Origin of the sequence: Streptococcus sp. oral taxon 061 (assembly GCF_013394695.1) — a bacterium.
GTDB lineage: Bacteria > Bacillota > Bacilli > Lactobacillales > Streptococcaceae > Streptococcus.
Genome location: NZ_CP058258.1, coordinates 1,185,801 through 1,200,103, shown reverse-complemented (window position 1 = coordinate 1,200,103; position 14,303 = coordinate 1,185,801). Strand labels below are relative to the sequence as shown.

The following is a 14,303-nucleotide window of genomic DNA, read 5'->3' as shown; positions in this document are numbered from 1 at the left end:
GAAGGCTATTTTCATAGGCAGAAATATGGTATAATTAAGAGATAAAGTAAAGGGGACACTATGGCTAAATTGATTCCAGGAAAGCTTCGAATGGAGGGAGTAGAACTCTACGAAACTGGTCAGATTGAAATCATTAAAGAACAGGACCATCGCATCTATGCGCGTGTAGCGGAGGAAGAAATTCGCTATAGTTTGGATGACGATTTGATTTTTTGTACCTGTGCTTTTTTCAAAAAAAGAGGTTACTGTGTTCATTTGGCAGCATTGGAATATTACCTAAAAAATGACCAACTAGGGCAAGAAATCTTACTCAATCTAGAGGCTAATCAGGAAGAAAAGGAAACTGTTGAGACACAAGTGACTTTCGGAGGAAAATTCTTGGAGTCTATCCAAGCACCTAGTCAGTCTGACCTCTATCAGCTTTCTGCACAGGGTCAGGTAGAAGCAGGAACTAATCGTATTATCTGGACTTTAAGGATTGGTCTTTCTCAGCAAGACAAGTTTTATGTGATTAGGGATATCCCTCTTTTCTTAAAAGTCATAGAGTTTTCCAAACCTTACATGATAGGAAAGCATTATGAGTCTTCATTAAAACTTGAACAATTTGATAAAGCCAGTCAAGAAGTTTTGAATTTCTTATTAGGTTTGGTTGAAGAGAAGATTGACTACAATATTTTTTTTCCAAATCAAGGGCGACATCTCTATTTCCCTAAAACCTTTTTTGAGCAGGGGGCTAGTCTACTGATGGGCTTAGATGCCTTTCAGTTTGACCACCAACTTTCGAGTTATCATCATCTTCTCTTCCAAGACTTTGATGGCCAAACAGGTTTATTTTCATTTAGAATTGAAGAAAAATCCAACTATTTTGAAATGGAAATTTTCGAACAGGCAGGGCTTAATTTCTTTTACAGAGGACAAGTATTATTCTCCAAGGGGAATTTTTTCCTGATGACGAAAAAACAGGCTAGTTTATTAGATGCTCTTAGAAAAGTTCCTTTAGATCATAGTGGTAGGAAGATTTTACAGTTTGATAGTAGTGATCGAGATCTCTTAGCTTCGACCTTGTCCCAGTTTAAAGAGCTCGGAAAAGTAGAGGCTCCTGAGTCGCTTCAAATTCAATCTTTCCGCCCGTCTTTCTACATGGAACGAGAAGAGGACGGATCTATTCGTTTAGATATGCAGTTCCAATATGAAACTTGCTTAATAACTACTCGAAATGAACTAGAGAATCTCCCTTTTGCTAGTGATATTCAACTAGAAAAAAAGATTTTTCAGCTAGCTCTATCAGCTGGATTTGAAGCAGATTTTCATTCATGGCGTCAGAGTTTGAAAGCTGATGCAATCCATACGTTCTTTCAGGAAATTTTGCCAGCCTTTGCGGTGCTTGGAGAATTAAAGATTTCTGAGAGCTTGCAGGACCTTTATCGAGTTCAGAAACCTCAAGTCCACATCTCGTCCAAGGGAAGTCTTCTAGAAATTCAATTTGATTTTCAGGATATAGATCAAGAAGAAATTAATCGAGCGATGAAGGCTCTGGTTGCAAAGCAAGATTATTATATTTCTTCCACTAACCAGGTTTATTATTTCGACGAAGAGACCAAGCGTATTCGTCAGGATTTGGATGATTTGGGAATTGGGGAGATAGAGAGTGATACTTTCCATGCACGCAAATCATTGTCTTATACCCTTTCTCATCTTTTTAAGGATCAGGACCAAGTAACATTTACCGAAGAATTTAGGCATTTGGCGCACGATTTGACGCATCCAGAGGATTTTCCGATGACAGCTCTGAATATCAAAGCTGATCTCAGAGATTATCAGAAAAAGGGGATTCAATGGCTTCAAATGCTTCACCATTATGGATTTGGTGGGATTTTAGCGGATGATATGGGACTTGGTAAGACCTTACAAGCTATTGCCTTTCTGAGTAGCCAGATGCACGAAAAAAACCGAGTTTTAATTCTTGCTCCATCTGGCCTCATCTATAATTGGGCTGATGAATTTAAAAAATTTGCACCACATTTGGATGTAGCTGTTGTGCATGGATTGAAACCTTATCGCGAGACTATTTTAGCTGAAAAACATCAGGTCTATGTGACCAGTTATGCTACTTTCAGGCAAGATAGCGAGATTTATCAGGATTTATCTTTTGACTTTCTATTTCTAGATGAAGCTCAGGTGATGAAAAATGCCCAGACTAAAATTGCGAAAACTTTGAGAAAGTTTGTGGTTCCATCAGTCTTTGCTCTATCGGGAACACCGATTGAAAATAACCTCGGCGAATTGTGGTCTATTTTTCAAATTGTCTTGCCAGGACTTTTACCAGTAAAAAAAGACTTTATGAAATTACCGGCTGAGAGAGTGGCACAGTTTATCAAACCATTTGTCATGCGTCGAAAAAAAGAGGATGTTCTTACAGAGCTACCTGATTTGATAGAAGTTGTTTATAAGAATGAACTGGAAGACCAGCAAAAGGTCATCTATCTAGCTCAACTTCAACAAATGCAAGAGCGTTTGGGTCAGGTGACCGATGCAGAATTTCAACGAAATCGAGTTGAAATTCTAACAGGGCTCATGCGTCTTCGTCAGATTTGTGATACTCCAGCCCTATTTATGGAGGATTATAAGGGAGATAGCGGGAAACTTGATAGTTTACGAGATCTACTGAGTCAAATTGCTGAAGGAAATCATCGTGTACTCATCTTCTCCCAATTTAGGGGGATGCTTGACCGCATCGAAGAGGAGTTGCCACAGCTTGGCTTAACTTCCTTTAAGATTACAGGTTCAACTCCTTCACAGGAACGCCAAGAAATGACCAAGGCTTTTAACCAAGGGGAGCGCGATGTGTTTTTGATTTCTCTAAAAGCTGGTGGAGTTGGTCTCAATCTTACTGGTGCAGACACAGTTATTCTGGTAGACTTATGGTGGAATCCGGCAGTTGAATCGCAGGCTATTGGCAGGGCCCACCGTATGGGACAAGAACAAGCTGTTGAGGTTTATCGTCTGGTAACTAGAGGTACAATCGAGGAGAAAATTCAAGAGTTGCAGGAACAGAAAAGAAATCTGGTCTCTGAAGTCTTGGACGGAACAGAGTCTCGTGGAAGTCTCACACTTAGTGAAATTCAAGAAATATTAGGAATTTCTGAAGCCAAGACTTGAAAAATCAAGACTTTACGTTATAATGGAGTATTGAAAGGGAATAAAAATGAAACAAGTACGATTTCCAATAGTGTCAGATGATGAGATTATACTGACAGAGATGCCATTTATGGATTTATATGATGAGTCGGATTTCATCAGTAATATCAAGGGAGACTACCAGGACAAAAACTACTTGGAATGGTCACCAATTACTACCGAAAAAAAGTCACCGGTTCAAGCATCAAATAAGCTACCTGAAAAGAAGGAAAAATCCTATGCTGAACTTGCTCGTGAAGAAGCAAGAGCTGATCTAAAACGGAAACGTTCAGCAAAATATTTGACTCAAGATGTTAGTTTTACGAAACGTTATAAACCTTCAAATAATTTAGTAAGACAGACAAATCAGCCAACAGCTCCTTTCCAAAAGGAAAATCCTGGGGAGCTAGCAAAATTTAGTGACAAACTAACTCAGAAACATTATATTTTGGCTGAAATGGCTCCTCAGATGCAAGAGACAAGCAAAGAAGAGCATCTGGGACCAAAGAAAAATAATTATGATTTTCTAAAGAAAAGCCAGATTTATAACAAAAAAGAAAATCAATCAGAAAAAGAACGTAAAATTGCTCAAGAGTTGAACTTGACAAATATGACAGAGTAAAGGGGAAAAAGATGGCAAAAACCTATCATTTTATCGGAATTAAAGGATCAGGGATGAGTGCCTTGGCTTTAATGTTGCACCAAATGGGGCATAAGGTCCAAGGATCTGATGTTGAAAAATATTACTTTACCCAACGTGGATTAGAGCAAGCAGGTATTAAAATTTTACCTTTCGATGAGAAAAACCTTCAAGGTGATTTAGAAATTATCGCTGGGAATGCCTTTCGTCCAGACAACAATGTTGAAATTGCTTATGCAGACAAGAACGGACTAAGTTATAAACGTTATCATGAGTTTCTTGGTAGCTTTATGCGTGACTTTATCAGCATGGGTGTTGCCGGAGCACACGGTAAGACTTCAACAACAGGTATGCTTTCTCACGTTTTGTCACACATCACTGATACAAGCTATCTAATTGGAGATGGTACAGGTCGTGGTTCTGAAAATGCCAAGTATTTTGTCTTTGAATCAGACGAGTACGAACGTCATTTCATGCCATATCACCCAGAGTACTCTATTATTACTAATATCGACTTTGACCATCCTGACTATTTCACAAGCTTAGAGGATGTCTTTAACGCCTTCAATGATTATGCTAAACAAATCACCAAAGGTTTGTTTGTCTACGGTGAAGATGCTGAGTTGCGTAAGATTACGACAAATGCTCCAATCTATTATTACGGTTTTGAAGCAGCAAACAATGACTTTGTAGCCAGCGATTTGCTTCGTTCTACTACAGGTTCAACATTCACAGTTCACTTCCGTGGTCAAGAACTGGGTCAATTCCACATTCCAACTTTCGGACGCCACAATATCATGAATGCAACAGCAGTGATTGGTTTGCTTTATACTGCTGGCTTTGACTTGAATTTAGTACGTGAACACTTGAATACTTTTGGAGGCGTTAAGCGTCGCTTTACAGAAAAGATTGTCAATGATACTGTTATCATCGATGATTTTGCGCATCACCCAACTGAAATTATCGCAACTCTAGATGCTGCACGTCAAAAATACCCAAGCAAGGAAATCGTTGCTATTTTCCAACCGCATACCTTTACTCGTACAATTGCTTTGTTGGATGATTTTGCGCAAGCCTTGAACCAGGCTGATGCAGTTTACTTAGCAAAAATCTATGGTTCTGCTCGTGAAGTTGACCATGGTGATGTTAAGGTTGAAGATTTAGCAGCCAAGATTGATAAAAAACATCAAGTTATCACTGTTGAAAATGTGTCTCCTCTCTTAGACCATGACAATGCTGTATATGTCTTTATGGGAGCAGGTGATATTCAGTCATATGAATACTCATTCGAACGTCTCTTGTCAAATTTGACAAGTAATGTTCAGTAAGGAACAAAATGGAATTTCCAATTAAAATTCGAGAAGCCACGCAATCAGATATGGAACAAATTTGCTTGATTTCTGATTGCACAGCAGGTTCTCGAGAAATAACAAATAGAAAAATGATGGAAGAACGTATCCGCAGTCATGCGGATACGTTTCTCTTAGCTAGTCTTGATGATATGGTGATTGCTTATATCCTAGGAATAGATCTTGCTAATTCCTCACTAAGTAGATGGATAGAAGAGGTGGCAAATGTTGAACTTATCAGTGATAGAAATTTTGTGATTGCTGGTTTATCTGTTCGTCCGGATTATCAGAGGCAAGGATTTGGAACCTTGTTGCTAGCAGCCTTCAAACAAGTTGTTCTTCAACAAAATAGTCCCGGTATTTATCTTCTTTGTGAGGATGAATTGCTGGCCTATTTTGAAATGAATGGATTTGTGGAACAAGGGATTATAGAAGGAGAAAGGAGCAGTGAATTTGCCTTTCTCATGCGTTGGCAGAATCCCTATTATCAGGAGGAACTATGATTATTCGACAAGCTAGACTTAGTGATTTAGACCGTATTTTAGAGATTGAATTAGAGAATTTCTCAATTGAAGAAGCCATACCTCGATCTGTTTTTGAAGCTCACTTAAAAGAGATTAAGACTAGTTTTTTAGTGGCTGAAAAAGATGGAGAGATACTCGGTTATATTGAAGGACCAGTAGTCCCTCATCGCTATTTGCAGGACCAATCCTTTACAGAAGAAATAGAAGATCACAGTCATCAAGAAGGTGGGTATATATCTGTGACATGTCTGTCTGTTGCAAAGAAAGCTCAATCCTTGGGGCTGGGAAGAAAACTCTTAACTGCCTTAAAGAAAGTGGCTCTCAAGCATGAACGTGAGGGAATTAATCTGACTTGCCATGACTACCTGATTGATTACTATGAGAAGCATGGTTTTGTCAATGAAGGCAAGTCTAAATCCCAATTTGCGGGAGAAGAATGGTATAATATGGTCTGGGAAAATAGGAATTAGCGACTAGAAAGGCTTCCAAGGTTGCTTTTCTCTGGTTTTTAAGATATAATATTAAGGATTATCAACAAGGAGGTAAATACCTTTGAGCGAAAATTCAAATGAAGAAAAGTTGAGCTTTAAAGATCAGATCTTGCGAGACTTAGAACGATTAAAGAAAGAGGAAAGTTTAACAGAACAAACAGATGACCTCTTTTCAAATTTGATGAACTCTTCTGATACAAAAACAGAAGAACGAGTAATAACTCCAGAAGAAGAGCTGATTGCTAATTCTGTTTCAACCGTTGAACAATTGATTGAGAATGCACCTGCTGTTCCTCCTCGTCCAGATCTTAAAGAGGAAGTTGCAGAGGAAGCTGTGGAAGAAGCATCAGTTGACTTATCTCAATCAATCTCAGATAAAGATGAAATTAATTCAATACCGACTAAGGTTTCAGTTTCCTACCGTACTCATGAAAAATCACATGAAGATAAAGGAACTGTAGGTTTTGCCACTAATCAGGAAGAATTAACAACTGGAAATGCTAATCAGAAAAATACTGAGGTAGATGAACTTCCTAAAAGAAGTCGTAGGGAGTCTGCGAAACCAGCCAAGAAAAAGAAAAAATCCCGCTTGAAAGGATTTTTAGTCACAGTATTGGTATTGCTGATTCTACTTGGTGCTGGTGGTTTCTTTGGACTTCGTTATGCTGAATCAGCCTTGCAACCAGTGGATCCAAGTTCTAAACAATATATGACTGTTCAGATTCCAGATGGATCTAATGCTCAAGAAATTGGTTCAACGTTAGAAAAATCTGGTGTCATTAAAAACGGTTTAGTCTTTACACTTTATGTTAAGTATAAAAACTATAATGAATTAAAATCTGGTTATTATAATCTTCAAAAGAGTATGAGCGTTGAAGATGTCATTAAAGAGTTGCAAAAAGGTGGGACACCTGAACCTCAAGAGGTTACACTTGCAAGCTTGACTATTCCAGAGGGATATACTTTAGAGCAAATTGCTCAAACTGTTGGCCAACTTCAAGGTAACTTTAAGGAAGCTTTGACAGCGGAAGCATTTTTGGCTAAAGTTCAAGATGAGAACTTTATTGCTCAAGAGGTAACCAAATATCCAAATCTTCTTGAAAGCTTACCTACAAAAGATAGTGGTGTTCGTTACCGTTTAGAAGGTTATCTTTTCCCTGCAACTTATACGATTAAAGAAAACACAACTGTTGAAAGTTTAATTGATGAAATGCTAGCTGCTATGGATAAAAATCTATCTAGTCACTATGCTACAATCAAAGAAAAGAACTTAACAGTAAATGAGCTCTTAACAATTGCCTCTCTTGTTGAGAAAGAAGGAGCAAAAACAGAGGATCGCAAGCTGATTGCTGGTGTATTTTATAATCGTTTGAACCTGGGTATGCCACTTCAAAGTAATATCGCTATCCTTTACGCAGAAGGTAAACTTGGTCAAAATATCAGTCTTGCTGATGATGCAGCTATTGATACTTCTATCGATTCACCGTACAATGATTATACAAAAGTAGGTCTTATGCCTGGGCCAGTTGATAGCCCTAGCTTGGATGCTATCGAATCAAGTATCAATCAGACAAAGAGTGACTATCTCTACTTTGTAGCCAATGTTCAAGATGGTAAAGTTTACTATGCAACAACGTTGGAAGAACATGATCGTAATGTTCAAGAACATATCAATAGTAAACTAAACCAATCAAATAGCACAAACTAAAATTATGTGGTTTTCCACATAATTTTGCTTTAAAGCATATATTTATTAATTCAATTAAAAGAAAGTTGAGAAAAATGGTAGAAAAAACTTATCCAATGACCTTGGAAGAAAAGGAAAAACTTGAAAAAGAATTAGAAGAATTGAAACTAGTACGTCGTCCAGAAGTTGTAGAACGTATCAAGATTGCTCGTTCATATGGTGATTTGTCAGAAAACAGTGAGTATGAAGCAGCTAAGGACGAGCAAGCCTTCGTTGAGGGACAAATCTCAAGTCTAGAGACTAAGATTCGTTACGCAGAAATCGTTAACAGCGATGCTGTTGCAAAAAATGAAGTTGCTATCGGAAAAACTGTAACAATCCAAGAAGTTGGAGAAGACGAAAAGGAAGTATACATTATCGTTGGTTCGGCTGGAGCAGATGCCTTTGCAGGAAAAGTATCAAATGAAAGCCCAATTGGTCAAGCATTGATTGGTAAGAAAAAAGGTGATGTTGTTACAATCGAAACACCTGCTGGAAGCTATGATGTTAAAATCTTAAAAGTTGAAAAAACCGTTTAATAGGAAAAAGGAAGGAGTAGATTTAGGGAAAGCGTTTCCTATTACTCCTTTTCTTAATTCTAAAAAATAAGGAGACTATATGAATTCAGAAAAAAAGCACAAAAAGAAAAGTAAAATGGAGCGTGGCTTAACCAATCGCCATGTTCAGGTTATGGCCATTGCCGGAACGATTGGTACGGGATTATTTCTTGGAGCTGGTCGGTCTATCAGTTTAACTGGACCTTCGATTGTCTTGGTCTATATGATTACAGGTGGCTTCATGTATCTCATGATGCGTGCTATCGGGGAAATGTTGTACCAGGATCCAGAGCAACACACCTTTATCAATTTTATTACTCGTTATCTAGGTAAGGGATGGGGCTATTTCTCGGTTTGGTCTTATTGGTTATCAGTAGTCTTTATTGGTATGGCAGAGATTACAGCTATTGCTCACTATGTTCAGTTTTGGTTTCCCTCTTGGCCATCTTGGTTGATTCAGGTTGTATTCCTAACAATTTTGGGCTTGGTCAATCTGATTGCTGTTAAAATCTTTGGTGAGGTAGAATTTTGGTTTGCCATGATTAAAATTGTGGCTATTCTCGCCATGATCGCGACAGGGATTTTTCTAGTCTTGACTGGCTTTGAAACTCCATATGGTTCAGCAAGTCTCGCCAATATTAGTGAGCAGTTCTCCCTTTTCCCAAATGGAGGGATGAACTTTGTCATGGCCTTTCAAATGGTTTTCTTTGCTTACTTGATGATTGAGTTTATCGGTGTTACAACATCTGAAACTAAGGATCCTAGAAAAGTCTTGCCTAAGGCTGTTAAGGAAATTCCCTTGCGAATTATCTTTTTCTATGGTGGGGCTCTCTTAGCCATCATGTCTATTATTCCTTGGCGTGAGCTTTCTGCGACAGATTCACCATTTGTAACGGTATTTGAACTTGTTGGTCTTAAGTGGGCGGCGGCCTTGATTAACTTTGTTGTCTTGACTTCCGCTGCGTCAGCCTTGAATTCAACTCTTTACTCAACAGGTCGTCACTTGTACCAAATTGCCCATGATTCACCAAATCGTTTCTTAAAAGCTATTAAGGCAGATACACTTTCACGCCACAACGTTCCTCAGAATGCTATCATTGCTTCTGCTGTCTTGATTGGTTTTGCAGCCTTCATCAATGTACTTCCTGGCGTATCAGATGCCTTTGCTTTGATTACAGCATCTTCATCAGGTGTTTATATCGCCATCTACATCTTGATCATGGTAGCTCATCTCAAGTATCGCAAGTCTAAAGACTTTATGGTAGATGGCTATCTCATGCCTCAATATCGCTTGCTAAATCCTCTGACCATGCTCTTCTTTATCTTTGTATTTGGAACGCTCTTCTTACAAGAATCAACCGTAATGGGAGCTAGAGGTTCAGCTATCTGGATTATCGCTTTTGGTATTTATAGCCAATGGAAATTTAGAAAATAAGTCATAAGCTCATCAACTCAGGTTGGTGAGTTTTTTAGTTTGACAGTCTATCTAAATATGGTTATAATCATGCTATAAGTGTATTTAGGAGGTTTTATGCAGGTAAGATTGGAAAATACAGAGTCTCAGAAATCGCAAATAATAGGAGACTTGATTCGCTCTTATAATCGTTCCAAAAGAGAAGCTGCTGAAAGCGAGCCACTTAATATTTATGTCGAAGATGATAGCGGTGAACTCATGGCTGGTTTAGTAGGAGAGACTTTTGGAAACTGGCTAGAAATCGAATATTTGTTTGTAAAAGAAGACATACGAGGACAAGGAATTGGCTCCCAACTATTGCAGCAAGCAGAAAGTGAAGCTAAGAAGAGAAACTGTCGCTTTGCTTTTGTAAATACTTATCAGTTTCAAGCGCCTGCCTTTTATCAGAAGTATGGCTACAAGGAAGTTTTTACTTTGAAAGACTATCCCTATACTGGACAAAGGCACTATTATCAAAAAGATTTGTAAACAGACATTGGACGCTTAAAGAGATCGTTCACATAATGATGGAGGTAGGTTGATGGATATCATACTGGATATGGGTAATGTTCTACTGGAATGGAACAAGGATAAGATTTTGAAAGCTGTAGCTAAAACTCAGAAAGATTATCTAATTTTAGACAAGGCTATTTTCCAGTCGGGGCTTTGGGAAAGATTGGACTTAGGGACTTTGACTCGAGAAGAATTGGTTGATAAGGTTCTTTCCCTATTAGGAGATTGCTATCAGAAAAAGGTTGAAGAAGTCATTTGGAACTGGCCTGCCTATATCGATATTTACACGGAAGTCTTTCCGCTTCTTGCACGTTTAAAGGAAAATGGCCATCGTATTTTTGTCCTATCTAATACCTCACCAGTTTTTTATGAATTATTGAAAAATCAACTAGCACCTCTAGCAAAGATTTTAGATGGGTTTGTTCTTTCTTGTGATATTAAGGTCATCAAACCTGATCGAAAAATGTTTGAGGAAATCCTCAGTAAATATGAGTTGGATCCAGCAAATTGTGTCTTTCTTGATGATTTAGCAGATAACACTAAGATGGCTGAAAGCCTAGGAATCAAAGCCTATCAAGTAAAACAAAGAAGTGACCTTGTAGATATTTTGAAAAAATTTGAATAAGCAGAGAACTCTCTATCATGTAAGTGGTAGAGTTTTTTGTTAAAAAAATCGCACAAAATGACAGATATATATTGCATAATGTAAAATATATGATATAATAATGTTGAAAAAAGAAGCGCGACTTTTAAAATTAAGGCGGAGGTTACAAGTGGCTAAGAATTTAAAATTAAAACTAGCTCGAGTAGAGCTTGATATGACACAAGGTGACTTGGCAGAAGCTGTCGGGGTTACGCGCCAGACTATCGGCTTGATAGAAGCTGGAAAGTACAATCCCTCGCTTTCGCTTTGCCAGTCTATTTGCAGATGCTTAGGGAAAACTTTAGACCAATTATTTTGGGAGGAAGAAGATGAAAAATAGATTTTATTATTACCAATTATTAGACGAAAGAGAAGAGCAACAACTTCATAAAGCTGGTGCAGAGAGTTTTTATATTTCTATCGGATTGTTGTTTCTAGCTTATTTCATAGCAGTGTTAGCACCAAGCCTTTTTAATCCTAGCATGCTTCTCGCTATTATTATCATAGGGAATTTTTACTTTATCAATCGTGCTAGAAGTCTAGGTGTGACTTACTATAGTCGTTTTCATTTTACAATTTTAGGTTGCCTATTATTAACTCTAGTGATTACAGCTACCTTGATGCTACAGAACTATCAGTTCAATATCGAAATTTATCAGCACAACCCTCTACATCTTAAATACATTTTTGCTTGGGTATTTACTTATGTCTTTTATCTCCCTTGGGTATTTATTGGAAACTTAGGTTTGAAAAGTTATGGTGAATGGGCTCAGAAGAAGTATGAAAAAGATATGGATAAGCTCGAGAGCATGGAATAGCTTGTTAGCTTTTTATCAATATCGAGAAAATGTGTTATAATAGTACTAGTTTATGAGAAAAGAAGAAACATTTTCATCTTTTTACAAATAGGGAAGAAGGACAGTATATGTACCCAGATGATAGTTTAACTTTGCACACTGATTTGTATCAAATTAACATGATGCAAGTTTACTTCGACCAAGGCATTCATAATAAGAAAGCAGTTTTTGAAGTTTATTTCCGCCAACAACCTTTCAAAAACGGTTATGCTGTATTTGCAGGTTTGGAACGAATTGTGAACTACTTAGAAAACCTGCGCTTTTCTGAGAGCGATATTGCTTATTTGGAATCACTTGGTTATCATGGCGCCTTCTTGGAATATCTCCGTAATCTCAAGTTGGAATTGACTGTACGTTCTGCTCAAGAAGGGGACTTGGTATTTGCCAATGAACCGATTGTTCAAGTGGAAGGTCCTTTGGCTCAGTGTCAATTGGTTGAAACAGCTCTCTTGAACATCGTCAACTTTCAAACCTTGATTGCGACTAAGGCGGCTCGTATTCGTTCAGTCATTGATGATGAACCTTTGATGGAATTCGGAACACGTCGTGCGCAAGAAATGGATGCGGCTATCTGGGGGACTCGTGCGGCTGTTATTGGTGGTGCCAATGGAACTAGTAATGTACGTGCAGGTAAGCTCTTTGGTATTCCGGTTTTAGGAACTCATGCTCATGCTTTAGTTCAAGTTTATGGAAATGACTATCAGGCTTTCAAGGCTTATGCCTCAACGCACAAAAATTGTGTCTTTCTAGTAGATACCTACGATACTCTTCGCATCGGTGTTCCAGCAGCGATTCAGGTTGCGCGTGAACTTGGTGACAAGATTAATTTCCTTGGTGTCCGCATTGACTCTGGAGATATTGCCTATATTTCTAAAAAAGTTCGTCAACAACTGGATGAAGCAGGATTTACGGATGCTAAGATCTATGCATCCAATGATCTTGATGAAAATACCATCCTTAATCTCAAGATGCAAAAAGCTAAGATTGACGTCTGGGGTGTAGGTACTAAACTCATCACTGCTTATGACCAACCAGCACTTGGAGCAGTTTACAAGGTTGTTGCTATTGAAGACGAGAATGGTCATATGCGCAATACCATTAAACTTTCAAACAATGCTGAGAAAGTTTCAACACCAGGTAAGAAACAAGTTTGGCGCATCACCAGTCGTGAAAAAGGCAAATCAGAAGGCGATTACATTACCTATGATGGTGTCGATGTTGCTAGCATGACTGAAATCAAGATGTTCCATCCAACCTATACTTATATCAAGAAAACTGTCCGTAATTTTGATGCTGTTCCTCTCTTGGTAGACATTTTCAAGGAAGGTAAGCTAGTTTATGACTTACCAAGTCTGCCTGAAATTCAAGCCTATGCTCGTAAGGAATTTGATAAGCTCTGGGATGAATACAAACGCGTACTGAACCCACAACATTATCCTGTGGACTTGGCTCGTGACGTATGGCAAGACAAGATGGACTTGATTGATAAGATGCGTAAGGAAGCTCTAGGCGAAGGAGAAGAAGAATGAGTTTGCAAGAAACCATTATCCAGCAACTAGGTGTAAAACCAGTGATTGACGCCCAGGAAGAAATCCGTCGTTCGATTGACTTTTTAAAACGATATTTAAAGAAGCATCCCTTCTTAAAAACTTTTGTGTTAGGCATTTCTGGAGGTCAAGACTCGACCTTAGCAGGACGCTTGGCTCAACTAGCCATGGAAGAAATGCGAGCAGAAACAGGTGATGATAGCTATAAATTTATAGCAGTTCGTTTGCCTTATGGAGTACAAGCTGATGAAGCAGATGCCCAAAAAGCCCTAGCTTTTATCCAGCCAGATGTGAGCTTAGTAGTGAATATCAAGGAATCTGCTGATGCTATGACAGTAGCAGTCGAAGCAACAGGAAGTGTAGTTTCCGATTTTAACAAAGGAAATATCAAGGCTCGTAGCCGTATGATTGCCCAATATGCCCTTGCAGGTGCTCATAGCGGAGCTGTTATCGGGACAGACCATGCTGCGGAAAATATCACAGGTTTCTTTACCAAGTTTGGTGACGGTGGTGCAGATATTCTCCCACTCTATCGCCTCAATAAACGCCAAGGAAAACAACTCTTGAAAGAACTTGGAGCTGATCCAGCCCTCTATGAAAAAGTTCCAACAGCAGACTTAGAAGAAGAAAAACCAGGTATTGCAGACGAAGTAGCCTTGGGAGTTACTTACAATGAAATTGATGATTATCTCGAAGGTAAACAAGTAAGCCCAGAAGCCCAAGCAACCATTGAAAAATGGTGGTACAAAGGCCAACACAAACGCCATCTACCAATCACAGTGTTTGATAAGTTTTGGGAGTAAAAAAGTCCGGGGGACTTTTTTAG

14 protein-coding genes are annotated in these 14,303 nt (G+C 38.5%); all 14 read left to right on the top strand.

Translation table 11 applies throughout. The features are described from left to right. Window positions 1-60 precede the first annotated feature (60 nt). The 14 genes from HW271_RS05890 to nadE all read left to right on the top strand — a co-directional run bounded on the left by HW271_RS05890 (window position 61) and on the right by nadE (window position 14,280). Window positions 61-3,159: a DEAD/DEAH box helicase gene (locus HW271_RS05890; RefSeq protein WP_178895235.1), complete on the top strand. Its 3,099-nt coding sequence runs from the start codon at window positions 61-63 to the stop codon at window positions 3,157-3,159. Window positions 3,160-3,205: 46 nt separating this feature from the next. Then, complete coding sequence (locus HW271_RS05885) at window positions 3,206-3,799, top strand: cystathionine gamma-synthase (protein WP_178895234.1); 594 nt, start codon at window positions 3,206-3,208, stop codon at window positions 3,797-3,799. A gap of 11 nt (window positions 3,800-3,810) precedes the next feature. Continuing rightward, a complete protein-coding gene (murC, locus tag HW271_RS05880) occupies window positions 3,811-5,145 on the top strand; it encodes a UDP-N-acetylmuramate--L-alanine ligase (RefSeq protein ID WP_178895233.1) in 1,335 nt (444 codons plus the stop codon). Window positions 5,146-5,153: 8 nt separating this feature from the next. Then, window positions 5,154-5,669, top strand: a complete 516-nt coding sequence (locus HW271_RS05875) for a GNAT family N-acetyltransferase (RefSeq protein WP_178895232.1) — start codon at window positions 5,154-5,156, stop codon at window positions 5,667-5,669. Then, window positions 5,666-6,160 (top strand): GNAT family N-acetyltransferase, encoded by a 495-nt coding sequence (locus tag HW271_RS05870; RefSeq protein WP_178895230.1) that lies wholly within the window; start codon window positions 5,666-5,668, stop codon window positions 6,158-6,160. The genes HW271_RS05875 and HW271_RS05870 overlap by 4 nt, the downstream gene beginning before the upstream one ends. An 82-nt stretch (window positions 6,161-6,242) precedes the next feature. After that, window positions 6,243-7,889: an endolytic transglycosylase MltG gene (gene mltG / locus HW271_RS05865; RefSeq protein WP_178895228.1), complete on the top strand. Its 1,647-nt coding sequence runs from the start codon at window positions 6,243-6,245 to the stop codon at window positions 7,887-7,889. A gap of 74 nt (window positions 7,890-7,963) precedes the next feature. Next, window positions 7,964-8,446: a transcription elongation factor GreA gene (greA, locus tag HW271_RS05860; protein WP_006154262.1), complete on the top strand. Its 483-nt coding sequence runs from the start codon at window positions 7,964-7,966 to the stop codon at window positions 8,444-8,446. 79 nt (window positions 8,447-8,525) lie between these two features. Continuing rightward, window positions 8,526-9,899 (top strand): amino acid permease, encoded by a 1,374-nt coding sequence (locus tag HW271_RS05855; protein WP_178895227.1) that lies wholly within the window; start codon window positions 8,526-8,528, stop codon window positions 9,897-9,899. Window positions 9,900-9,995: 96 nt separating this feature from the next. Then, window positions 9,996-10,406 (top strand): GNAT family N-acetyltransferase, encoded by a 411-nt coding sequence (locus tag HW271_RS05850; protein ID WP_178895225.1) that lies wholly within the window; start codon window positions 9,996-9,998, stop codon window positions 10,404-10,406. Between the two features lie 52 nt (window positions 10,407-10,458). Continuing rightward, window positions 10,459-11,055 (top strand): HAD family phosphatase, encoded by a 597-nt coding sequence (locus tag HW271_RS05845; RefSeq protein ID WP_178895223.1) that lies wholly within the window; start codon window positions 10,459-10,461, stop codon window positions 11,053-11,055. Window positions 11,056-11,203: 148 nt separating this feature from the next. Next, window positions 11,204-11,413 carry a helix-turn-helix transcriptional regulator gene (locus HW271_RS05840; protein ID WP_001107501.1) on the top strand — a complete coding sequence of 70 codons (210 nt, stop codon included), beginning with the start codon at window positions 11,204-11,206 and terminating at the stop codon, window positions 11,411-11,413. After that, window positions 11,403-11,891, top strand: a complete 489-nt coding sequence (locus HW271_RS05835) for a DUF6773 family protein (RefSeq protein WP_178895222.1) — start codon at window positions 11,403-11,405, stop codon at window positions 11,889-11,891. The genes HW271_RS05840 and HW271_RS05835 overlap by 11 nt, the downstream gene beginning before the upstream one ends. A 107-nt stretch (window positions 11,892-11,998) precedes the next feature. Next, a complete protein-coding gene (locus HW271_RS05830) occupies window positions 11,999-13,459 on the top strand; it encodes a nicotinate phosphoribosyltransferase (protein ID WP_178895220.1) in 1,461 nt (486 codons plus the stop codon). After that, a complete protein-coding gene (gene nadE, locus HW271_RS05825; protein ID WP_178895218.1) occupies window positions 13,456-14,280 on the top strand; it encodes an ammonia-dependent NAD(+) synthetase in 825 nt (274 codons plus the stop codon). Before HW271_RS05830 ends, nadE begins: the two co-directional genes overlap by 4 nt. The last annotated feature ends 23 nt before the right edge of the window (window positions 14,281-14,303 follow it).